The organism is Brevundimonas sp. RM1, from assembly GCF_052907225.1.
In genome coordinates this window covers 106,305-126,479 of record NZ_JBRERY010000009.1, presented here as the reverse complement: position 1 = coordinate 126,479, position 20,175 = coordinate 106,305, and the positions used below count along the sequence as shown (strand labels likewise).

Genomic DNA, 20,175 nt, shown 5'->3' with positions numbered 1-20,175 from the left:
GGGGAGGCGGCGGGGGCGGCGGCGGCGGGGGCGGCGGCGGCGGGGGAGCAGCCGGCTCGGCGCCGAACGCATAGCGCAGGCCCAGCGTCACGGTGTGCGACTGGTCGTAGTCGCCTTCCAGGGTGCCGAAGGCCGGAGCAGCCGACTGCGTGGTGTCGAAACGCATATCGCCGGTCAGATAGCGATAGGTCAGATCAATGTTGGCGCGGTCGCCCACGGCCCAAGCCAGACCGGCGATCGCCTGAGCGGCGAAACGGGTCGAGCTGTCGTCAGCGGTGAAGGTGACGCCCGGGTTCTGGCGCAGACGGCCGACGGCGTCGGTGCTGACGCGGTTGAAGCCGGCGCCCAGGCCGACGAACGGGCGGATGGTCCAGTCCGGCGAGCCGAAGTCGTACAGGACGTTCGCCATCAGCGACATGGACTCGATGTCGCCTTCCGGCGAGTGGCAGGCGCCGGTGGCCGGCGTCGAGTTGCACAGGCCGTTCGGGCCCGAGACAGCGCGCACCTTGCCGATGTCGCCCGAGCGGTAGCCGCCTTCGAGCTCCATGCGCCAGTTCGGGTTGAAACGATAGCCGAGGCGAGCGAACGCCGCCCAGCCGTCGTTGACTTCCCAGTTCCAGTTGTGGCCGGTCGCCGACGCTTCCGTGTTGATGTCGTCGATGATGTGGTAGCCGGCGTCGATCGCGCCGTACCAGCCATCGGGCTCAGCCGATGCAGCGCCGGCTGCGAACAGCCCCGCAGCAGCGACACTGGCCAGAAGTTTCAGCTTCATGGTGTCCTCACACTCTTAGTTGATCCGAAAGCCCATGCGATACCGCGAAGGCGCTCGAAAGCCGAACGATATTGCAGTGCAGCGGTTCCCCATTTGAGTGTTGAATGTGTCCACTGTGGCGCCATTTCAACATAAATCGGGTTGCCGCCCCGCACCGGGGCAATACGGCTTCACTGTGTCAGCAAGGATGAATGGTCGATGAACCGGCCCTTTCATCCAAGCGGCGATCATGGCGACGACCGCTAGCAAGAGAGCCTACTGCGACCCTTCTTTCGACTGCGACGCCGCCATCAGCGCCTGAACATAGTCGTCGCGCCAGCGGGCGACGTCAGTGTCGCGCACGACCTTCATCAGGGCCTTCCATTTCCGTATCCGTTCCTCCCGCGGCATGGTCAGGGCCTTCTGGATCGCCTCGGACAGCTCCTCGCGGCTGAAAGGATTGACCAGAAGCGCCTCCCCCATCTGTTCGGCGGAGCCTGCGAAGCGCGACAGGATGAGGACGCCGGGGTCTTCAGGATCCTGCGCCGCCACATACTCCTTGGCCACCAGATTCATGCCGTCGCGCAGGGGCGTCACCAGCCCCGCCTTGGCCGCGCGATAGATCCCCGCCAGCTGGTCGCGGCGGAAGGTGCGGTTCAGATAGCGGATCGGCTGCCAGTCCATGTCGGCGTAGGCGCCGTTGACCCGCCCAGCCAAGGCTTCCAGGCGCACACGCATATCCTGATACGTATCCACCTCGTCCCGCGAAATCGGCGTGACCTGCAAAAGGAAAACTTCGCCGCGCAGTTCGGGATTGTCCTCCAGAAACTGTTCATAGCCGAGCAGGCGCTGCTCCAGCCCCTTGGAGTAATCCAGCCGGTCTACGCCGACGATCATGGAACGGAAGGCCGCCGAAGCCGACATCCGATCATAGGTCCGTCGCCCCAGCGGCGAGTCGCGCGCCGCCAGGAAGCCGTCCACATCGATGCCGATGGGGAAAGCCCCCGTCTGAACGCTGCGGCCGAAGGCCTCGACCCGGCCGTCAGCCCGCACCTTGCCTCCCGCCTCGACCTCGACATAACGCTGGAACAGGCCCAGCCACTCGCGCGTCTGGAAGCCCAGCAGGTCGAAATCGAACATGGATTCCACCAGCCGCCGGTGATGCGGCAACGTCACCAGCAGCTGACGCGCCGGCCAGGGCGTGTGCAGGAAGAAGCCGATGCGGTTCTTCACCCCCAGCCGCCGCAGATCCCGCGCCATGGGAATCATGTGGTAGTCGTGGATCCAGATGACGTCGTCGGGCTGGAGCAGAGGCTGAAGCACTTCGGCGAAACGGCGGTTGGTGCGTTCATAGCCTTCACCGTAGGACCGCTCATAGGCGGTCAGGTCGATACGATGATGGAACAGCGGCCACAGCGTCTTGTTGGCGTAGCCGTTGTAGTATTCGTCGACGTCCTGCGGCTCCAGATCGACGGTAGCGACGGCGACGCCCGCGCGGTCCTCGATATTCAACTCGCCGGTGAAATGCTCGACCGTCTCGCCGGACCAGCCGAACCATAGACCCTCATATTTGCGCAGCGCCGCCGACAGAGCCATGGCCAGACCGCCGGCCGAGCCCGCCGCCGGATCCTTGGGCGCTGAAACGCGGTTGGAGACAACGATCAGGCGGCTCATCGCGCATCCGTCCACGAACGACTGAGCAGGACCGCGCAGTTGATGATGCCCACCAGCGAATAGGTCTGGGGGTAGTTGCCCCACAGTTCGCCGTCCTGGATCGCGATGTCCTCGCTGAGCAGGCCCGCATGGGTGCGGCGGCTGAGCATCTCCTCGAAGATGACGCGCGCCTCTTCGACCCGACCGTTCAGGGCCAGCGCCTCAATGTACCAGAAGGTGCAGAAGTTGAAGGCGGTCTCCGGCTCGCCGAAGTCGTCGGGGTGGATGTAGCGGAACAGATAGGGGCCGCGCTTCAGATCGCGCTCGACCGCCTCGAAGGTCTTCACCTGACGCGGGTCATGGGCGTCGAGAAAGCCCAGGTCCGTCATCTGCAGCAGGGAGGCGTCCAGCTCCGTCCCGCCGAAGCTGGCGGCGAAGCGGCCCTCGTCCGGCAGATAGGCCTCGGCCTCGATGCGCTCGCGGATGATGCGCGCACGCTCACGCCACAACTCGCAGCGATCGTCCAGACCCAGATGATGCGCCGCCTTGGCCAGACGATCGCAGGCCGCCCAGCACATGACCGAGGAATAGGTGTGCACCCGCGCGATAGTGCGGAATTCCCACAGACCTGCGTCGACCTGGTCGTGCATGGCGAAGGCGCGATCGCCGACCTTCTCCAACGCGCGAAAATCCTCAATCGTACCGGGACGCAACAGCCGGTGATCGAAGAAGGCCTGCACCAGCGGCAGGACGATCTGGCCATAGACGTCATGCTGAAGGTGCTCGTGCGCCTGATTGCCGACACGCACCGGCTTCATGCCGCGATAGCCTTCGACGCTATCGACGATGTGCTCGACGATGGCGGGCTCCAGACCCACGCCATAGACCGGCTGAACATGACCGCCCGCCGAGGCGTCGACCAGGTTGCGCAGATAGCCGAGATAGCTCTCGAGGATGTCCACCGCGCCCAGACGGTTCAGCGCCCGCACCGTATAGTAGGCGTCGCGGATCCAGCAGTAGCGATAGTCCCAGTTGCGTCCGCTCTCCGGAAACTCCGGCACGGAGGTCGTCATGGCGGCGACGATGGCGCCAGTCTCTTCATAGACGCAAAGCTTCAGCGTGATGGCGGCGCGGATCACCGCCTCCTGCCAGTCCAGCGGCAGATAGAGGGTGCGGGTCCAATGCTTCCAGTGAGCGATGGTCAGGTCCAGGGCGGCGGTGACGCCCGCCAGCACCGACTGATCATAGCCCTCGTCCGGGCCGAGGAAGAAGGCCATTTCCTCCTCCAGGCGGAAGGCGCGTTCGTTCAACACGTGGCTGACCGGGCAGTTGGTGGTCAGGCGTAAAGTCACATCCCTGCACAGATAGCGGATGTGGTTGGAGCCCGAGGTGCGCTCAGCCGCCCGCGCGCCCCAGTCGGTCGACGGGCGCAGACGCATGGTGACGCGCGGCGCGCCCGACAGAGGCCGGATCACGCGCGCAAAGGCGATCGGCCGATAGATGCGCGAGTGCTTCAGATGCCGCGGACAGAAATCCAGTATCTCGACCGCCCCGCCGTCCGCCGCCGTCAGCACGGTGCGCAGGACGGCGGTGTTGCGGACATAGGCCTGTTCGACCGCGACCTGCCCCTCCAGCTCCACAGCCCAGAAGCCGTGCTCGGGCGAGGCCCCGTCCATCAGGGCCGAAAAGACGGGATCGCCGTCGATGCGCGGCGCGCAGGCCCAGACGAACCGCCCCTGCCGATCGACCAAGGCGCTGACCGAACAATTGCCGATGGGGGCCAGATCCAGGTTGGGGGTCATGCGCGCGCCTCCTTCTCCTCTGCGGCCCCTGCGGCCAGAGCGCCGAGCCAATCGAGCACCGCCGCCACGTCTTCGAGCCGATAGCGCGCCGCCGTCGGCCGCTCCGGCCCGACCAGGACGCCGAAGCCCCCTAGCGCTTCCGCCGCCCGGAACCCCGCCTCGTCGGTCAGGTCGTCGCCGACCATGACAGGCGTGGCGCCGGCGAAGGGCGCCTCGGCCATGAAGGCGGCGACGGCCGTGCCCTTGTCGGCGCCGGGCGTCTTGAGCTCCAGCACCATCGACCCCGGCTGAAGCGCCAGGCCGGTTTCGTCCGCCAGGGCGGTCGCCAGGGCCAGGGCCGCCTCGGCCTGGCTCGGCGCCTGACGGAAGTGCAAGCCCGCCGAAAGACCCTTGTCCTCGACCAGCACGCCGGGGCGCGCCTCGGCGAAGTCGTGGAAGGCGGCCAGCGCCGCCTTCACCGAAGGCGCAGGGTCGCGGGCGCTCAGCACGCCGTCTGCGCGGCGGCGCTCCAGTCCATGCACGCCCGAGGCTGCGCGCGCCGCCCCGTCGACGATACGGTCGATCTCGGCCAGGGTGCGGCCGCTGACCACCGCGACCCGACCGCCCAGGGCGTGGGTCAGTCGCGCGACGGTGCGGGTGCGGCGCGGCTCCGGCGCTACGGCGTCCGGAGTCGGCGCCAACGGGGCCAGAACCCCGTCCAGGTCAAGGAAAAGCGCCGCTCCGTTCAGACGGATCGGCGGCGCAGGCAGTGCGGGGCGCGCAAACCCCTGTGCTAAAGACATGCGTTTCAAGGTTCTTTCTGTGCGTGGAACATATGGCAACGCATGACGACCATAATGGTTGTCGCTATTCATCGTTCATTCACCCGCTGCGACGCCATTGTGCCGAACTCTCGAATGAGGCATTTGCCACTGCGCTACGAAGAGCCGCAGAAGCGGCCCCGGCGCCTGGAGCCGTCATGACTGCTTTTTCCGTTCCTTCCTCTCCTGAACAACTCGCGGCCATGTCTGATCGAGCGCGCGAAGTCGTGCGTCTGAACATAGAAGCTCTGGAAGCGCTGGAACGTTCGCTGGATTCCTCGATCGCACGGGCGGCGGACATCATCCTGTCGCGGCCCGGCTATGTCGTGGTGACGGGCATGGGCAAGTCGGGCCACATCGGCGGCAAGATCGCCGCCACCCTGGCCTCGACAGGCACCAACTCCTTCTTCGTCCACCCGGCCGAGATGAGTCACGGCGACCTGGGGATGCTGCGCCCCGACACCACCCTGTTGGCGTTGTCCAACTCAGGCGAGAGCCGCGAACTGCGCGACCCGCTGATCTTCTGCGCGCGCAACGACATTCCGGTGATCGGCGTCACCCAGCGTCCGCAAAGCTTCCTGGGCCGTCATTCCGCCGTCTGCCTGACCATGCCCAAGGTGGCCGAGGCCTGCCCCAACGGCCTGGCGCCGACGACCTCGACGCTGATGTCCCTGGCCATGGGCGACGCCCTGGCCATGGTGCTGATGGACCGACGCGGCTTCACGCGGGAAGATTTCGGCCTGCACCATCCCGGCGGCGCCCTGGGCATGAGCCTGCAGACCGTACGCGAGTGGATGGGTGACAACGCCGCCGCTCCGGCCAGCGTGCCCCTGGACGCCGACTTCAGCGCCGTCGTCTCGGCGATCACCGAAGGGCGCAAGGGGGCGGTCGCCGTCCTGGCCGCCGACGGGGCCCTGGCCGGCATGATCACCGACGGCGACCTGCGCCGCGCCCTCACCCGCGACGTCAGCGCCGTCCGGGCGGAAGACATCATGAGCCGCAGCCCCATCACGGTCGATCCCGAGGCGCGCATGAGCGACGTCGTCGACCTGCTGTCCGCCAACAAGATCAGCAATCTGTTCGTGTTGGAGGATCGCCGCCCGGTCGCCATCATCCACATCGCCGAGCTGATGCAGGCGGGCTACGTCTCCTGATGATCGAGGACGTGCTCTTCGACGCCAGCCGGCTGCTCAGCCGTACCGAACGCAGCGCCCCGACCGGGGTAGACCGGGTCTGCCTGGCCTATGCCGAATGGCTGATCGAGCACCCGACCTATCGGATGACGCCCGTACGGGCGCGAAAGGATCAGCTGGCGCGCGTCGACAGCGACTGGTTCCGCGAACGCCTCGCCGAACTGCGCACCCGCTGGACGGGCCCCGGCGCCGTGACAGAACTGGGCCCCGAAGCCCGTAAGCTGTTCGACGCCCTGCGCTCGCCGGACGACGGAGCCTCTGTCATAGGGCCCGCTCCCGAAGAAAAAGCGCCGTCCAAGACCAAGCCGAAGCGGATCTGGAAGCAGTACTTCAGGTCGCGCCGCATCGCCGCACCTCCATCGGCGCGAGCCTATATAAATGTCGGGCATACGAGCCTGAATACGCCCGACATCCTTACGTCCCTGGCCGGCGGCGGTATTGAGCGGATCATCATGGTCCACGACCTGATCCCCGTAACCCATCCCGAGTTCTGCCGCCCCGGCGACGGCTTGAAGCATGTGCGACGGATGACCAACGTGCTCCGCCACGCTTCGCGGATCATCGTCAATTCCCAGTACACCGCCGACGAACTGAAAGGCTTCGCGGACCAGTCGAACATCGCCGCCCCGCCGATCGAAGTCGCGCATCTGGGGCTGGAGCGCACCTTCGACAGCCGCACGACGATTGCACCCGCTCGCCCGTATTTCCTGCACGTCGGCACGATCGAGGCGCGAAAGAACCTGGCCTTCCTGCTGACCGTCTGGCGCCGGTTGCAAGAAACCATGGGCACCGACACGCCGCGCCTGGTCCTAGTCGGCCGATACGGCTGGGAAAACGAGGCCGTGCTTGACCACCTGCAACGCTCGCCCAATCTGCGCGGCCTCGTGCACCAGGCCGAAAACCTGCCTGACTGCGCCCTTTCGGCTCTGATGCGGGGCGCACGCGCCATGGTCGCGCCCTCATCGGTGGAAGGCTTCGACCTGCCCGCCGTCGAGGCCAGCGCCATGGGCGTGCCCCTTATCGCCTCCGACATCGCCGCCCACCGCGAACTGGTTCCGCACGCCCGCCTAATCGATCCGCTGGACGGCCTGGGATGGTTGGCCGCGCTTGAGGACTGGACCCGCAATTCGCCGGTCGCGCCGCCCTATTCTCCGCCCAACTGGGAGCAGCATTTCGATGTCGTCCAGCAACGGGTGCTGTCCGCCTCTGGCGGCGCAGCCGCCTGAAGGGTAAGCATCTGATGGAACTGAACCGAGGTCCTATGTCCAGAACCGCCGCCAGCCTGCTCATCGTCGCCCTTCTGGCCGGGTGCTCGACCCTGCCGCGCGACGGGCCGTCCGGCCGCAACGTGGTTCAAGGCTCGTCCACCCCGGAGCGGGCGGGCGACTACGCGCTCGTCGATCTGAACTTCGCGCTGAGCGAACGGCTGAAGGCGGCGCCTCCGCCGTCCTTCTCGAGCTTGGCGCTCGCCTCCAGCGAAGCGCCTACGGATGTGATCGGCGTCGGCGACACCCTTGCCGTCAGCATCTTCGAACCGGGCGGCAGCCTGTTCGGCGGCAGCTCGTCACGCGACGTCGCCAGCAGCGGCAACCAGACCCTGCCGCCGCTGATGGTCAACCGAAACGGCGCCGTCCCAATCCCCTTCGCCGGCGAAGTGCCCGTGCAAGGCCTGACTCCATCACAAGCCTCGGCGGCCGTGCGCCGCGCCCTGATCGGCAAGGTCGCCAATCCTCAGGTGATCGTCACCATCGCGGGCAACGCTTCCAACGCCGTCACCGTGCTTGGGGACGTGCGCAGCCCCGGACGCCAGCCCCTATCCGCCAACAGCGACCGCATCCTCGACGTCATCGCGGCCGCCGGCGGCCCTTCGCGTTCGCTGCACGACATCGACGTGCGCATCCAGCGCAACGGCAAGGTCTATACGGCCCCGATGTCGATCGTCACCACCGAGTTCAACGAGAACGTGCGCCTGCAGCGGGGCGATCAGGTCAACCTGGTCTACAAGCCTCGCCGCTTCAGCTCCTTCGGCGCCTTCAACGCCGTGGCGCGCAGCGAACTGCCGCCCGGCCCGCTGACCCTGGCCGAGGCGCTCAGCGGCGTCGGCGGCCTGGATTCCAACATCGCCAATGCCCGTTCGGTTCTGGTTTTCCGTTTCGAGCGGCCGGAGGTGGCCCAGGCCCTGGGCATCCAGCAGCCCGTCACCTCGCGCGGGGTGCCGGTGGTCTATCGCCTGAACCTGAACGAGGGTGAAGGCTTCTTCATCGCCAGCAATTTCCAGATGCAGTCGGACGATCTCATCTACACGCCGCGTGCAGGCGCGGCTGAGATGCGCAAATTCTTCGAAGTGGTCCAGAGCATCACCCGCGTCGTCTATGACGTCTCGGTCACCGGCAACCTGAGCCTGAACTAAAGGCGATGTTGAGCCGCTTCGGACGCCGTCGCGACGACCGAGGCGGCGAGCAGGCTGTCGTTCCTTCTGACGCCTTGTCGGACGGCGTAGACAGCCTGCTTGCAGAAGTCGCCGCCATAGAGGCGGCCGCGTGCGACGTCTATGGCCGTCATGGCCTACCCGCCCAGCCGGGTCAGTACCGTCGACAGGGTGAGAACGGCGGCTGGGAGAAACTGGGCGATCAACTCACCCCTGCCGAGAAATGGGCGATGATCCAGGCTGCGCCGCCCGAAGAAGGCTGGCGCTTCGCCTCGCTGGACGGCATAGGCGCACGCTCTACGATCCCTGAGATACGACATGCCTCCGCCGTGCTGGCGGCTTGTCGCGGCCTGCGCCAGAGACTGACCGACGCCGAACCCATAACGCCGCAGGATCTGGCCGACGCCATCCGCCTGGGCGCCGCCTGGCGTCGCCTGGGCGCCGAAAGCGCCGCTTCTCCCCTGCTGTTCGAACCGCCCGCCAGCAGCCGCTAGGCGGACGCCAGCCCGGTCGCCGCGGCGAGCAGTTCGAGGGAGCGCAGACGGGCGGCTGGATCCCAGATCTGGCTGGTCAGCATCAGCTCGTCCGCCCCGGTCTGGGCGATGAAGGCGTCGAGGGCGGCCTTAGCCGTCGCAGGCGCGCCCACCGCCGAACAGGCCAGGGCGGCGTCGATCATGCCGCGCGCCGCGCCGTCCAGCCGTTCATAATAGCCCTCGACCGGCGGCGGCAGCTTGCCGGGGCGGCCGGTTCTCAGGTTGACGAAGGCCTGCTGGACCGAGGTGAACAGCAGGCGCGCCGCCTCATCAGTCTCGGCCACGAAGGCGTTGTAGCCCAGCATGACGTAGGGCTTTTCCAGGTACTGGGACGGACGGAAGGTCTGGCGATAGATGTCGAGGGCCCGCATCATCTCGCCCGGCGCAAAATGACTGGCGAAGGCATAGGGCAGCCCCAGGTGCGCCGCCAGCTGGGCGCCGTAGGTCGAGGAGCCGAGGATCCAGATCGGCACGGCCTGACCCTCGCCCGGGTTGGCGATAATCCGCTGATCCGGCGTCGCGGGCGCGAACCACTGCATCAGCTCCATCACGTCCTGAGGGAAGGCGTCGTGGTCGCCCTGAAGCGTGCGGCGTAGAGCTCGCGCCGTCGCCTGATCCGAGCCAGGCGCGCGGCCGAGGCCCAGGTCGATCCGGCCGGGATGAAGCGCGTTCAGGGTGCCGAACTGTTCGGCGATGACCAGGGGGGCGTGATTGGGCAGCATGACCCCGCCGGCGCCGACGCGGATGGTCTTCGTCGCCGCCGCCACCGCGCCGATGACGACCGAGGTCGCGGCGCTGGCGATGCCCGGCATGTTGTGATGCTCGGCTAACCAGTAGCGATTGTAGCCCAGCCGTTCGGCGTGGCGGGCCAGATCGATGGTGTTGGCGAGCGCCTGCCCCACGTCGGAGCCTTCCGGCACGGGGGCGAGGTCGAGAATGGACAGAGGGATCATCCGACCGATATGGGGCCGCTTTTCAGCGACGCCATGCCGGCCGTGACGATCAATCGTCTATGGGCGGGCGCTTACTGACCGGCGGGGCAGTCGCCGATGCGCTCGGCGGTCATGGTGACCTTGGTCTGGGCCATCTGCGGCGTCGGCGCCGGGTCCATCTTGGTGGTGACCTCGGTGACGTAGCGGCTGTTGAAGTCGCCGGTCACGCGGATGGTGGAGTCGGCCTTCATATTGCCCGGCAGGGTGCAGGTCGACGTAGCGACCATGGCGTCCCCCTGACGCGCGAAGGGCTGGGTGGTGCAATCGGCGCCCGGCTGCTGGGTGTTGGCCGGAGCCTCCAGCTTGGCTTCCTTGATGCAGACTTCCTGCGGCGGGACGGCGGCGCCGCCCGGCATGCCTTCCATGGCGGTGGACACGCGCCACAGGCCCGGCTTGGGCGCATCGAGCGTCGCCGGCGCGGCGGCCGTCGAAGCGGTCTCAGCCCCGTCAGCGGCCGGAGTTTCGGCCTTGTTGTTGTTGTTTCCGCAGGCCGACAGACCCAGCAGGCAAGCGACGGCGACGCCGCCGATGATCGCTGAACGCATGGAGCGCTCCCCTCTCGTTAAGAACCGAGGGGGACAACGCCGGTCTGGCTTAACGGTTCACGCGGATGTGAGATTCAGTCGAGGACGACGCCCGTGGTGCGCATGATCTCGGCGCGCAGCTCGGGCAGGCCGAAGCCCTTTTCCGACGAGGTGACGGCGACGTGGGGATAGGCGGCCGGGCGCTTGGAGATGGCCTTCAGCGTCGCCGCCTGGACCTTTTCGGCCTCGCCCTTCTTCAGCTTGTCGGCCTTGGTCAGGACGATCTGATAGGAGACGGCCGACAGGTCCAGTGCGTCCAACGCCTCGTCGTCGACCTTCTTCAGGCCGTGGCGGCTGTCGATCAGCAGATAGACGCGCTTCAACGTCACCCGGCCGCGCAGATAGTCGCGGCCCAGATCCTGGAACTTCTTGACCGTGGTCTTGGACGCCTTGGCCCAGCCGTAGCCGGGCAGATCGACCAGACGCATCCGCCCGTCCAGATCGAAGAAGTTGACCTCGCGCGTGCGGCCCGGCTCGTTCGAGGCCCTGGCCAGCTTGTGCATGCCGACCAGGCCGTTGATCAGACTGGACTTGCCCACATTGGAGCGGCCGGCGAAGGCGATCTCGGGCAGGTCCGGGGTCGGCAGCTGCTCGATCTTGGCGCAGCCCAGGACGAAGCTGGCCTGGCGCGCGAACAGGACGCGCGCCGCCTCGATCTCGGCGTCGGAATATTCCCCGACCTTGGGCTCGTCAGACGCGTCCAACCGATCAGGCCTTCTTGAAGCGGGCGAGGAAGGCGTCGATCGGGTTCTCGGCCTTGAAGCGATGCATGATCACATACTGCTGGATGATCGACAGCACGTTGTTCCACGCCCAGTAGATCAGCAGGCCGGCTGCGAACGGCGCCATGATGAAGGTGAAGACGATCGGCATCAGGGCGAAGATCTGACGCTGCATCGGATCCTGCGCCGGCGGGTTCATCGCCATCTGCAGCCACATGGTGAAGCCATAGACCAGGGGCAGCACGCCCAGGTGCAGCGGGCCGTTCAGGATGCCGCCCAGGATGGGCAGGGTCGCCGGATCCCATGGAATGGCGCCGAACAGGTTCCAGATCGTCGAAGGGTCGCGCGCCGACAGGTCGCGGATCCAGCCGAAGAAGGGCGCGTGACGCATTTCGATGGTCACGAACAGCACCTTGTACAGGGCGTAGAAGACCGGGATCTGCACCACCATCGGCAGACAGCCCGCCAGCGGATTGATCTTCTCCCGCTGATACAGGGCCATCATCTCCTGCTGCTGCTTCTGCGGTTCGGAGCCGTGCTTCTTCTTGATCTCCTCCATCTTGGGCTGGAGGTTCCGCATCTTCGAGAGGCTCTCGTAGGACTTGTTGGCCAGCGGGAAGAGGATCAGCTTGACCACCACCGTCAGGGCCAGGATGGCCAGGCCGAAGTTGCCCAGGACGCCGTAGAAGAACTCCACCACGGTGAAGATCGGGCGCGTCAGGAACCAGAACATGCCCCAGTCGATGGCGTAGACGAAACGCGGCAGGTTCAGCGACTGCTCATAGGCCTTCAGCACCTCGGCGCGCTTGGCCCCGGCGAACAGACGCTGGGTCTCCTCGATCTGGCGGCCCGGCTGGATGGTATGGGTGGCGCCCAGCATGGCGGCTTCGTGGATGTTCATCCCCTGGGCGTCGCGCACCGAGAAACGGCCCTCGATGGTCTCGTCCTGGGTGGGGATCAGGGCCGCCAGCCAGTATTTGTCGGTGATGCCCAACCAGCCGCCGGTCGATTGGTTCTCGATGCGCGGCTTCTTGGCCCAGTCCTTGTACTTGACCTGTTCGGTCGAATAGCTGTCGCCCTCGCCGAAGGTGCCGATGGCGCCTTCATGCAGGATCATCTGCTTGCCCAGATCGACCGGAACGCCCTGGCGCTCGACGCGGCCGTAGGGAGCGATGGCGATGGCCTGGGTTCCCAGGTTGGCGACCGTGTCCTTGACCGTGAACATGTACTGGTCGTCGATCGAGACGACGCGCGTGAAGCGCAGGCCCGAACCATTGTCCCAGGTCAGTTCGACCGGAGTGGTCGGCGTCAGGGTCGAGCCCTTGGTCAGGCGCCAGACGGTGTTGGGGCCGGGCACGCCGCCGGCGACGTTCGGGCCGCTCCAGCCGAACTGGGCGAAATAGGCGTGCTCCATGCCCTGCGGACGGAACAGCTCGACCGGCGGGGAATTCTTGTCCAGCGTCTCGCGGTAGCGGGTCAGATACAGGTCGTCGATGCGCGCGCCCTGCAGCGACAGCGAGCCCTTCAGGGTCGGGGTCTGGATCGGCACGCGCGCGACCGTGCCCAGGGCCTGGGCGCGATCCTTGATGAAGACGCCCGGCGCGGCGCCCGACGGCGTCAGGCCGGCGTCGGCCGAAGCCTCGCGCGCCTTCTGCTGTTCGGCGGCGACGATCTGCGCCTGGCGGCGGCTCTCGGCCTGCGGGCGCATCACCATGAAGTAGTAGACGCCCATGATCAGGGCCGCGCACACGAAAAAGATGATGGTGTTGCGCGAGTTCTCGTTCTGCATCGGGATCAGCGGTCCTGGTCGGCGGGGCGCGGGTCGGGGGCGGCGCGGGCGGTCGAAACGGCCCGGTCTCCCATATCGGAAGCCGTGCGCGGGGTTGCGAGCCTTGTAAGGGCCGATTTCACATCGTCAAGCAAGCGGTCCCAGTCGCGGTCCGCCGTGCCCATGCGGGCGATGAACACATAATCGCATCCCGCCCGCCCGTGCAGGGGCGTCAGCAGGCGCGCAGCTTCGCGTAGACGGCGCTTGGCGCGGTTGCGCACGACGGCGCCGCCGATCTTGCGGGTGGCGGTGAATCCCAGGCGCACCGTCGGGTCGCCGTCGGCGCGATCCAGTTGCTGGACCACCACGGCGCCGCGAGCCTGAGAAACGCCTTTGGCGGCCGCCAGAAACTGGGGCCGCCTCAACAGGCGATCGATTTTCATCAGATCGGTCATGCGCCCGCCCTGAAGGGTAATGGGCGCGTGACGTCAGGCCGTCAGGCGCTTGCGGCCTTTGGCGCGGCGACGCGCGACAATCTTTTGACCGTTCTTGGTGGCCATCCGAGAACGGAAGCCGTGACGGCGCTTGCGCACGAGTCGCGACGGCTGATAGGTCCGCTTCACGGTCGGCTCCGGGTTACTGGGGTTGGCGACAGACACAAGCGTCAGCCGCGAGAGAGGCGGGCGTATAAGCGGCGACAGGACGGGAGTCAACGCCACAGCCGCTTTTCCGTGCAGTCGACAAGCGCGCGCGACAGCGCGAAATCCGCTAGGGATACAGAAGAAAGAGGACGGAGCGCGGTTTGAACCGGGTCAAAAGATTTCTGCCCCTGGCCGTGCTGTTGGTCGCCGTCGCCGTGATCTTCGGCATGGGCTGGAATCGCTATCTGTCGCTGGACACCCTGCGTGAGCACGGAACGGCGCTGGAGGCCCTGACCGCCCAGCGCTACCTGCTGATGCTGGGCGCCCTGATGCTGATCTTCAGCCTGCTGACGGCCAGCGTGGTGCCCGGCGTGGTCTTCATCACCGTGACGGCGGGCTATCTGTTCGGGCCGTGGGTCGGCGGCGTCGCCACCGCCTTCGCCGCCACCGTCGGCGCCCTGGCCGTCTATTATGTGGGGCGCACCGCCTTGGGCGATTCCCTGCGCCGCCGCGCCGCCGCCGATACGGGCCTGTTGAACAAGGTCTGCGCCGGGGTGGACAAGAACACCTTCTGGTATGTGCTGGTCGCGCGGCTGGTGGTCACCGTGCCCTTCCACATGATCAATGTGGCGGCGGGCGTGATGGCGGCGCCGCTGCGGCCCTATGTCGTCGCCACCTTCATCGGCCTTCTGCCCGCCCACACCATCTATTGCTGGATCGGCGACAGCCTGCACGACGTTCTGATCACGGACCCGAATCCTGACATTCGGAGCCTGTTCGCGGAATTCTTCTGGCCTCTGATGGGAGTCGCCTTCCTGTCCATGCTGCTGCCCCTGCTGCTCAAGCTGGCCCAGAAGCTGCGTGCGCGCCCCCGCATGGAGGCGTCATGACGGAACGCGAGGCCCTTCCGACGGAGCTTCAAACGCCCCTGGCCCCGGCGACGACGGCCAGACCGCCTGCGACATCACCCGCCCCATGGCGCGTCCTGCGCCAACGGCTGCAGCCCCGCGCGCCCGACGGCCTGTCCAGCCGCCTGCTGCTGCTGACCGTCGCCTTCACCCTGGCGGTCGCCGCCCTGATCATCGTGCCCAGCGCCGCCTCCTTCCAGGAGCGGTGGCTGATGGACCGGCTGCAGGCGGCTGAACTGGCCTCGGTCGGGGTCGAAGCCCTGCCCTATTCCGCTGTCGAGGACTCCACCGCCGAACAGCTGCTGAGCATCGGCGGGGTGCAGTCGGTCGTCATCGGCGAACAGGGGGTGCGGCGACTGCTGCTGCAAGCCCCCAACCTGCCGCGCGCGCCCGAACTGATCGACCTGCGCCAGCGCAACGTCGGGGCGCGGCTGCTGGACCCGTGGAAGACCCTGTTCGGCCACCCCGATCGTTCGCTGCGGGTGCAGGCGGCGCCGCGGTATCGCTCGGGCGATCTGGTCGAGATCCTGGCCCCGGCCCAGCCGCTGAAGAAGGAGCTGGAGGGCTTTCTGGTCAACAGCCTGATGATGTCGCTGCTGATCGCGGCGGTGGCGGGCGGCCTGCTCTACGCCTCCCTGTCGATGCTGGTGCTGCAGCCCCTGCGCCGCGTCACCCGCTCGATCGAACGCTTCGCCGCCAATCCGGAAAGCCCGGCCGAAACGCCCTCGGATCGTCAGGACGAGATCGGCCGGGTCGAACGCGAACTGGCCCGGATGCAGGAGGAGGTGCGCCAGTCCCTGCGCTCGCGCGCCCGCCTGGCGGCGCTGGGCGAGGCGGTGGCCAAGATCAATCACGACCTGCGCAACATGCTGACCTCGGCCCAGATGGCGTCCGAGCGGCTGTCGACCTCGTCCGACCCCCTGGTGGCGACCGCCCTGCCCCGTCTGGAGCGGGCGCTGGACCGAGCCTCGACCCTGGCGCGCAACGTCCTGGCCTACGGCAAGACCGAGGAGCCGGCGCCCCAGCTTCAGAAGATGCTGCTGGCCCGCGCGGTGGCCGCCGCCGCCGAGGACGCGGGGCTGGAGCCGGATGGCGTGCGGCTGGTGCGCGACCTGCCCGCCCGCTTCACCGTCAACGCCGACCCGGACCAGCTTCACCGCATCCTGGTCAATCTGATGCGCAACGCCCGCCAGGCCATCGAGACCGCGCCCCAGAGCAAGGACAAGAGCGGCAAGGGCGCCATCACCGTCAGCGCCGAGACCCGCGGCGGCATGGCCGCCGTCACCGTGCGCGACGACGGCCCCGGCATTCCGCCGCGCCTGGCCGACCGCCTGTTCGAGCCCTTCGTCAGCGGCGGCGGGGCCGACGGCACGGGCCTGGGCCTGACCATTTCACGCGAGCTGGCGGCCAACCACGGCGGCGCCCTGACGCTGCTGGACACCGGACCGCAGGGCACGCGTTTTGAGCTTCTGTTGCCGCTCTAGGGCGCCGGACGGCAGCCTTACGCCGTCCCGGACGTTGTTTCCTTTGAACGCCGAAAGCGCCAAGCTTGCGGTCCTTCGTATTCCTCCCGCCAGGAGCGCTCCATGACCCGCCCCCCGTCCTCGCAAACCCGCCCCGCCCGTCCCCTGGCGGCGCTCATGCTGACCACGACCCTGGCCTTCTCGCTGGCGGCCGGCTCCGCCTACGCTCAGGGCCAGAGCCAGAGCCGCCCGCAACCGGCGCCGAAAGATCCCGTGGCCGAAATGCTGCTGTCCAAGGGCGAGCGTTATCATCGCGCGCCGGATTCGGCCCAGGATCCCGACGAGCTGCGCCAAACCCAGGCCCTGAACGCCGAGATCGTGGCCCAGAACGACCTGGCCGAGAACGAAGACCGCGCCAATCAGGCCGCCCAGGCCGAGGCCCAGCGACGCTGGCAGGCCGAAGTGGAGCAGACGGAGGCGCAGGCGCGCGCCGATCGCGAACGGCATGAGGCGGATCTTCGCGCCGCCGACGAGGCCCAGGCCCGCTATGAGCGCGACATGGCCGACTGGCGCGCCACCGCCGCCGCCTGTCAGCGCGGCGACACCGCGCGCTGCAACGCGGGCCGCAAGACGCCGAACTGAGGCTTCAGACAAGGAAAGGGCGCCGCCGACCTCGCGTCGGAGCGCCCTTTTTCTCGCTTGAGATCAGGCCGGATCAGGCCCCGACGGATTCCGTGCGGCGCTTCATCATGTTGTCGAAGCTGTCCCAGACGCCGTCGGCGCCGTGCCAGGCGCCCTGCGTGGCGGCCTTGGAGTATTCGGTGGCGCGCGCCTCGAAGAAGTTGGCGTGCTCGACGCCCGACAGCAGGGCCTGCAGCCACGGCAGCGGATTCTCGGTCACGCCGTAGACTTCCGGCAGGTGCAGCTGACGCAGGCGCCAGTCGGCGATGAAGCGGATGTAGGCCTTGATGTCGTCCGGCGTCATGCCGTTCACCGGGCCCATTTCGAAGGCCAGGTCGATGAACTTGTCCTCCATCTCGATCACCGTCTTGCAGCAGTCGACGATGTCGTCGGCCACGGCCTTGGTGACGGCGCCCGTCTCCTTGTTGAAGGCGTGGTAGAGCTTGATGATGCCTTCGCAGTGCAGGCTCTCGTCGCGCACCGACCAGGACACGATCTGTCCCATGCCCTTCATCTTGGACTGGCGCGGGAAGTTCATCAGCATGGCGAAGCTGGCGAACAGCTGCAGCCCTTCCGAGAAGCCGCCGAACATGGCCAGGGTCCGGCAGATGTCGGCGTCGCTGTCGACCCCGAACTGGCCCATGTAGTCGTGCTTGTCCTTCATGGCCTCGTATTCCATGAAGGCGCCGAACTCGCTCTCGGGCATGCCGATGGTCTCGAGCAGCAGGGCGTAGGCCGCGATATGGATGGTCTCCATATTGGCGAAGGCGGCCAGCATCATCTTCACTTCGGTCGGTTTGAACACCCGGCCGTAGCGCTCCATGTAGTTGTCCTGCACCTCGATGTCCGCCTGGGTGAAGAAGCGGAAGATCTGGGTCAGCAGGTTACGCTCGCCGTCGTTCAGATTGGCGGCCCAGTCCTTGACGTCCTCGCCCATCGGGACTTCCTCGGGCATCCAGTGGACCTGCTGCTGCTTCTTCCACATGTCGAAGGCCCACGGATAGCGGAAGGGCTTGTAGGCGGCCGAGGGGGTCAGCAGACCGGGCGTGCCGGGACGAATGATCGTGGCGGGAGCGTTCATCGAAGAAGACCTGGGGCGAATCCGGAAGAAGTGCGTTTCACCATGCGTCCGCAGGCGCGCGGGGACAAGGGAAGATGCGCACATCTAGCGATCACTTTTCAACCGACCGCTAGATATGGTGTTTCCGTGACAGGAAATTGGGGAGGAAGATGGGGATGGTTTTCACGCTCTACGGCGCCCCCGGGTCCGGCTCGGTCCCGGTCGAGGCGACGCTGCGGCTGATCGGGCAGGACTATCGCGTCATCGAGGCCCCGACGTGGGAGGGAGAAGCCGAACGGCGCAAGGTGGCGTCCGTCAATCCGATGCGGCAGATTCCGGCCCTGGTCACGCCGGGCGGCGAGGTCATCACCGAAAGCGCCGCCATCCTGATCTGGCTGGCCGATTCCCACCCGCAGGCCCGGCTGTCGCCCGCGCTGGACGATCCGCGCCGGGCGCAGTTCCTGCGCTGGATGAGCTTCATCCCCGCCGCCGTCTATTCGATGTTCTGGGTGCGGGACGAGCCGTCTCGCCTGGCCGGCGACGATCCGCAGGCCCAGGCTGAAATCCAGCGCCGCACCATCGAACGCATCGCCGACTGCTGGCGGATGATGGACGCCCAGATCACGCCCGGCCGCTTCCTGCTCGGCGAAGAGATGACGGTGCTGGACCTCTATGTCGCCGTCGCCAGCCGCTGGACGCCTCGGCGTCGCCGCTTTTACGCCGAAGCGCCCGGGATGGCCGAGGTCGTCCGCCGCGTGGACGCCCTGCCTGAGCTTCAATCCTTCTGGGCCGAGCGGTTCCCGTTCGACGAGGGCTGGAAGGGTTAGGGCCTAGAGCAGGCCCATCGCCTTCGCCTCACGCTCCAGCCCCTCGCGGAATTCGGGCGCGGCCAGGCTGATCAGGGCGCGGGCGCGGGCGTCGTCGGTCAGCCCCTTCAGATTGGCCGCCCCATGCTCGGTGACGACGTAGTGGATGTCGTTGCGCGGGGTGGTCGCCGGGCCGTCCAGACGCGCCACGATGCGCGAGGCCGTCCCCTTGGCCGCCGTGGAGTGGCAGGCGATGATCGACTTTCCGCCCTCGGACGCCGCCGCGCCGCGCACGAAGTCCAACTGGCCGCCCGACGCCGTGTACTGCCGCCCGTTCAGGTATTCCGAGCAGCAGGCGCCGAACAGGTCGATCTGCAAGGTCGCGTTGACCGAGATCATCTTCGTATTGCGGGCGATGACCGCCGGGTCGTTCACATAGTCGACAGGGCGGGCCTCGAAGGCCGGGTTCTCGTGCAGGAACTCATAGGTCGAGCGGTTCCCCATCGAGAAGGTGAAGACCGTCTTGCCGGGGTGCAGGGTCTTGCGCGCATTGGTGACGACGCCCGCCTTCATCAGTTCGACTAGGCCCGGCGTCAGCATCTCGGTGTGGATGCCGAGGTCGCGATGGTCATGCAGCGCCGCGCACACCGCGTCCGGCAGGGCGCCGATGCCCATCTGCAGCGTCGAGCCGTCCTCGACCATGCCGGCGATCAAGGCCCCGATGGCCAGATCCTGCGGCTGCTGCGGCGCCTTGCCCGCCTCCAGCAAGGGGGCCGAATGCTCGACCAGGGCCGCGACCTGCGAGACATGGACGCGGCAATCGCCGAACACGCGCGGCATGTGCGGATTGACCTCCAGGATCACCCGTTCGGCGCTCTTGGAGACAGCCAGGGCGTAGTCGGTGTTGGTCCCCAGGCTGAAATAGCCCTCGGCGTCCATCGGCGAGACCGTCGCCAGCAGGGTGTCGACGCCGATCTCGCGCGTCAGCACGCGCGGCGTCTGCTGAAAGCCGGTCGGCACGAACCAGACGGCGCGACGGCCCTCTTCGATCCCGCGCGCTTCCAGCTTCCGCTCGATAGCGCCGTGGAACAGGCTGTGTGGGCGGATGCGGTCAGTCAGTTCGAAGCGCATCACCGTCTCGCCCGCGATGGCGGTGGACAGCAGGTAGTAGAGGTTGACGTCCCCCACCTGCCGCGCCTGGGCCCGATCAGCCAGGGCCTTCAGCAGGGCGGGCGGCTGGCCGACGCCCAGGGCCATGGCGACCTTGGCGCCCGACGGGATCAGGGCGGCCGCCGCCTGAGGCGTCGTCAGGCGTTCGGCGTAGAGGGCGGCGAAATCGGTCATGGGAAACTCCTGAAGCGTCGTCCTTGAGGGCGTCCGTCGCTTGCGT

General features: G+C 67.3%; 20 protein-coding genes. 8 read left to right on the top strand and 12 right to left on the bottom strand.

From position 1 onward, the window contains the following. From ACU5AP_RS10495 to otsB, 4 genes are all read right to left on the bottom strand, one after another. Positions 1-772: outer membrane protein (locus ACU5AP_RS10495; RefSeq protein ID WP_446681220.1), on the bottom strand; the 772-nt coding region annotated here is incomplete at its 3' end. A gap of 255 nt (positions 773-1,027) precedes the next feature. Beyond that, the gene (locus ACU5AP_RS10490; protein WP_128719434.1) at positions 1,028-2,425 is read right to left on the bottom strand and encodes an alpha,alpha-trehalose-phosphate synthase (UDP-forming); all 1,398 of its coding nucleotides are present in this window, start codon (positions 2,423-2,425) and stop codon (positions 1,028-1,030) included. Further along, positions 2,422-4,206: a glycoside hydrolase family 15 protein gene (locus tag ACU5AP_RS10485; RefSeq protein ID WP_446681219.1), complete on the bottom strand. Its 1,785-nt coding sequence runs from the start codon at positions 4,204-4,206 to the stop codon at positions 2,422-2,424. The genes ACU5AP_RS10490 and ACU5AP_RS10485 overlap by 4 nt, the downstream gene beginning before the upstream one ends. Continuing rightward, positions 4,203-4,988: a trehalose-phosphatase gene (otsB, locus tag ACU5AP_RS10480; protein ID WP_446681218.1), complete on the bottom strand. Its 786-nt coding sequence runs from the start codon at positions 4,986-4,988 to the stop codon at positions 4,203-4,205. The genes ACU5AP_RS10485 and otsB overlap by 4 nt, the downstream gene beginning before the upstream one ends. A 221-nt stretch (positions 4,989-5,209) precedes the next feature. Between otsB and ACU5AP_RS10475 the strand changes: the two genes are divergently transcribed. From ACU5AP_RS10475 to ACU5AP_RS10460, 4 genes are read left to right on the top strand one after another with little or no spacing between them, the layout of a single operon-like run. Further along, a complete protein-coding gene (locus ACU5AP_RS10475; RefSeq protein WP_446681217.1) occupies positions 5,210-6,160 on the top strand; it encodes a KpsF/GutQ family sugar-phosphate isomerase in 951 nt (316 codons plus the stop codon). Next, positions 6,160-7,425 (top strand): glycosyltransferase family 4 protein, encoded by a 1,266-nt coding sequence (locus tag ACU5AP_RS10470; RefSeq protein ID WP_446681216.1) that lies wholly within the window; start codon positions 6,160-6,162, stop codon positions 7,423-7,425. Before ACU5AP_RS10475 ends, ACU5AP_RS10470 begins: the two co-directional genes overlap by 1 nt. Before the next feature lie 35 nt (positions 7,426-7,460). Further along, positions 7,461-8,609 carry a polysaccharide biosynthesis/export family protein gene (locus ACU5AP_RS10465; protein WP_446681215.1) on the top strand — a complete coding sequence of 383 codons (1,149 nt, stop codon included), beginning with the start codon at positions 7,461-7,463 and terminating at the stop codon, positions 8,607-8,609. 5 nt (positions 8,610-8,614) lie between these two features. After that, entirely contained in the window at positions 8,615-9,121 is a 507-nt protein-coding gene (locus tag ACU5AP_RS10460) for a hypothetical protein (RefSeq protein ID WP_128719429.1), read from the top strand. On the opposite strand, the gene ACU5AP_RS10455 is transcribed toward ACU5AP_RS10460, so the two are convergent. From ACU5AP_RS10455 to rpmH, 6 genes are all read right to left on the bottom strand, one after another. Further along, positions 9,118-10,113 (bottom strand): LLM class flavin-dependent oxidoreductase, encoded by a 996-nt coding sequence (locus tag ACU5AP_RS10455; protein WP_128719428.1) that lies wholly within the window; start codon positions 10,111-10,113, stop codon positions 9,118-9,120. The two genes, ACU5AP_RS10460 and ACU5AP_RS10455, sit on opposite strands and share 4 nt — an antisense overlap. Before the next feature lie 71 nt (positions 10,114-10,184). After that, a complete protein-coding gene (locus tag ACU5AP_RS10450) occupies positions 10,185-10,697 on the bottom strand; it encodes a DUF3617 domain-containing protein (protein ID WP_446681214.1) in 513 nt (170 codons plus the stop codon). A gap of 74 nt (positions 10,698-10,771) precedes the next feature. Continuing rightward, positions 10,772-11,440, bottom strand: a complete 669-nt coding sequence (yihA, locus tag ACU5AP_RS10445; protein ID WP_003163997.1) for a ribosome biogenesis GTP-binding protein YihA/YsxC — start codon at positions 11,438-11,440, stop codon at positions 10,772-10,774. A gap of 4 nt (positions 11,441-11,444) precedes the next feature. Beyond that, entirely contained in the window at positions 11,445-13,247 is a 1,803-nt protein-coding gene (yidC, locus tag ACU5AP_RS10440) for a membrane protein insertase YidC (RefSeq protein WP_396490483.1), read from the bottom strand. A gap of 5 nt (positions 13,248-13,252) precedes the next feature. After that, entirely contained in the window at positions 13,253-13,681 is a 429-nt protein-coding gene (gene rnpA / locus ACU5AP_RS10435) for a ribonuclease P protein component (protein WP_040344591.1), read from the bottom strand. A gap of 33 nt (positions 13,682-13,714) precedes the next feature. Next, positions 13,715-13,849 (bottom strand): 50S ribosomal protein L34, encoded by a 135-nt coding sequence (gene rpmH / locus ACU5AP_RS10430; RefSeq protein WP_003164000.1) that lies wholly within the window; start codon positions 13,847-13,849, stop codon positions 13,715-13,717. Positions 13,850-14,028: 179 nt separating this feature from the next. Here rpmH and ACU5AP_RS10425 point away from each other — a divergent pair, with 179 nt between their 5' ends. The 3 genes from ACU5AP_RS10425 to ACU5AP_RS10415 all read left to right on the top strand — a co-directional run bounded on the left by ACU5AP_RS10425 (position 14,029) and on the right by ACU5AP_RS10415 (position 16,880). Then, entirely contained in the window at positions 14,029-14,757 is a 729-nt protein-coding gene (locus ACU5AP_RS10425) for a TVP38/TMEM64 family protein (RefSeq protein WP_003164001.1), read from the top strand. Then, on the top strand, positions 14,754-16,259 hold the full coding sequence (locus ACU5AP_RS10420; RefSeq protein WP_446681213.1) for a sensor histidine kinase: 1,506 nt from the start codon (positions 14,754-14,756) through the stop codon (positions 16,257-16,259). Before ACU5AP_RS10425 ends, ACU5AP_RS10420 begins: the two co-directional genes overlap by 4 nt. 102 nt (positions 16,260-16,361) lie before the next feature. Then, positions 16,362-16,880, top strand: a complete 519-nt coding sequence (locus tag ACU5AP_RS10415; protein ID WP_233126848.1) for a cell wall hydrolase — start codon at positions 16,362-16,364, stop codon at positions 16,878-16,880. 73 nt (positions 16,881-16,953) lie between these two features. On the opposite strand, the gene ACU5AP_RS10410 is transcribed toward ACU5AP_RS10415, so the two are convergent. Continuing rightward, positions 16,954-18,000 carry a ribonucleotide-diphosphate reductase subunit beta gene (locus tag ACU5AP_RS10410; RefSeq protein ID WP_003164004.1) on the bottom strand — a complete coding sequence of 349 codons (1,047 nt, stop codon included), beginning with the start codon at positions 17,998-18,000 and terminating at the stop codon, positions 16,954-16,956. Positions 18,001-18,149: 149 nt separating this feature from the next. On the opposite strand from ACU5AP_RS10410, the gene ACU5AP_RS10405 reads away from it, so the two are divergent. After that, positions 18,150-18,806, top strand: a complete 657-nt coding sequence (locus ACU5AP_RS10405) for a glutathione S-transferase family protein (RefSeq protein WP_128719425.1) — start codon at positions 18,150-18,152, stop codon at positions 18,804-18,806. 3 nt (positions 18,807-18,809) lie between these two features. Here ACU5AP_RS10405 and ACU5AP_RS10400 read toward each other — a convergent pair whose 3' ends face one another. Next, positions 18,810-20,129, bottom strand: a complete 1,320-nt coding sequence (locus ACU5AP_RS10400) for an acetyl-CoA hydrolase/transferase family protein (RefSeq protein ID WP_446681212.1) — start codon at positions 20,127-20,129, stop codon at positions 18,810-18,812. Positions 20,130-20,175 lie beyond the last annotated feature (46 nt).

What these genes read in the sequence shown, in the direction of transcription:
- ACU5AP_RS10490 (WP_128719434.1), bottom strand. Translation starts at nt 2,425, where the DNA reads ATGAGCCGCCTGATCGTTGTCTCCAACCGCGTTTCAGCGCCCAAGGAT.
- ACU5AP_RS10470 (WP_446681216.1), top strand. Translation starts at nt 6,160, where the DNA reads ATGATCGAGGACGTGCTCTTCGACGCCAGCCGGCTGCTCAGCCGTACC.
- ACU5AP_RS10475 (WP_446681217.1), top strand. Translation starts at nt 5,210, where the DNA reads ATGTCTGATCGAGCGCGCGAAGTCGTGCGTCTGAACATAGAAGCTCTG.
- ACU5AP_RS10410 (WP_003164004.1), bottom strand. Translation starts at nt 18,000, where the DNA reads ATGAACGCTCCCGCCACGATCATTCGTCCCGGCACGCCCGGTCTGCTG.
- ACU5AP_RS10450 (WP_446681214.1), bottom strand. Translation starts at nt 10,697, where the DNA reads ATGCGTTCAGCGATCATCGGCGGCGTCGCCGTCGCTTGCCTGCTGGGT.
- otsB (WP_446681218.1), bottom strand. Translation starts at nt 4,988, where the DNA reads ATGTCTTTAGCACAGGGGTTTGCGCGCCCCGCACTGCCTGCGCCGCCG.
- ACU5AP_RS10460 (WP_128719429.1), top strand. Translation starts at nt 8,615, where the DNA reads ATGTTGAGCCGCTTCGGACGCCGTCGCGACGACCGAGGCGGCGAGCAG.
- yidC (WP_396490483.1), bottom strand. Translation starts at nt 13,247, where the DNA reads ATGCAGAACGAGAACTCGCGCAACACCATCATCTTTTTCGTGTGCGCG.
- ACU5AP_RS10485 (WP_446681219.1), bottom strand. Translation starts at nt 4,206, where the DNA reads ATGACCCCCAACCTGGATCTGGCCCCCATCGGCAATTGTTCGGTCAGC.
- ACU5AP_RS10405 (WP_128719425.1), top strand. Translation starts at nt 18,150, where the DNA reads ATGGGGATGGTTTTCACGCTCTACGGCGCCCCCGGGTCCGGCTCGGTC.
- ACU5AP_RS10420 (WP_446681213.1), top strand. Translation starts at nt 14,754, where the DNA reads ATGACGGAACGCGAGGCCCTTCCGACGGAGCTTCAAACGCCCCTGGCC.
- ACU5AP_RS10455 (WP_128719428.1), bottom strand. Translation starts at nt 10,113, where the DNA reads ATGATCCCTCTGTCCATTCTCGACCTCGCCCCCGTGCCGGAAGGCTCC.
- ACU5AP_RS10465 (WP_446681215.1), top strand. Translation starts at nt 7,461, where the DNA reads ATGTCCAGAACCGCCGCCAGCCTGCTCATCGTCGCCCTTCTGGCCGGG.
- ACU5AP_RS10400 (WP_446681212.1), bottom strand. Translation starts at nt 20,129, where the DNA reads ATGACCGATTTCGCCGCCCTCTACGCCGAACGCCTGACGACGCCTCAG.
- ACU5AP_RS10415 (WP_233126848.1), top strand. Translation starts at nt 16,362, where the DNA reads ATGACCCGCCCCCCGTCCTCGCAAACCCGCCCCGCCCGTCCCCTGGCG.
- rnpA (WP_040344591.1), bottom strand. Translation starts at nt 13,681, where the DNA reads ATGACCGATCTGATGAAAATCGATCGCCTGTTGAGGCGGCCCCAGTTT.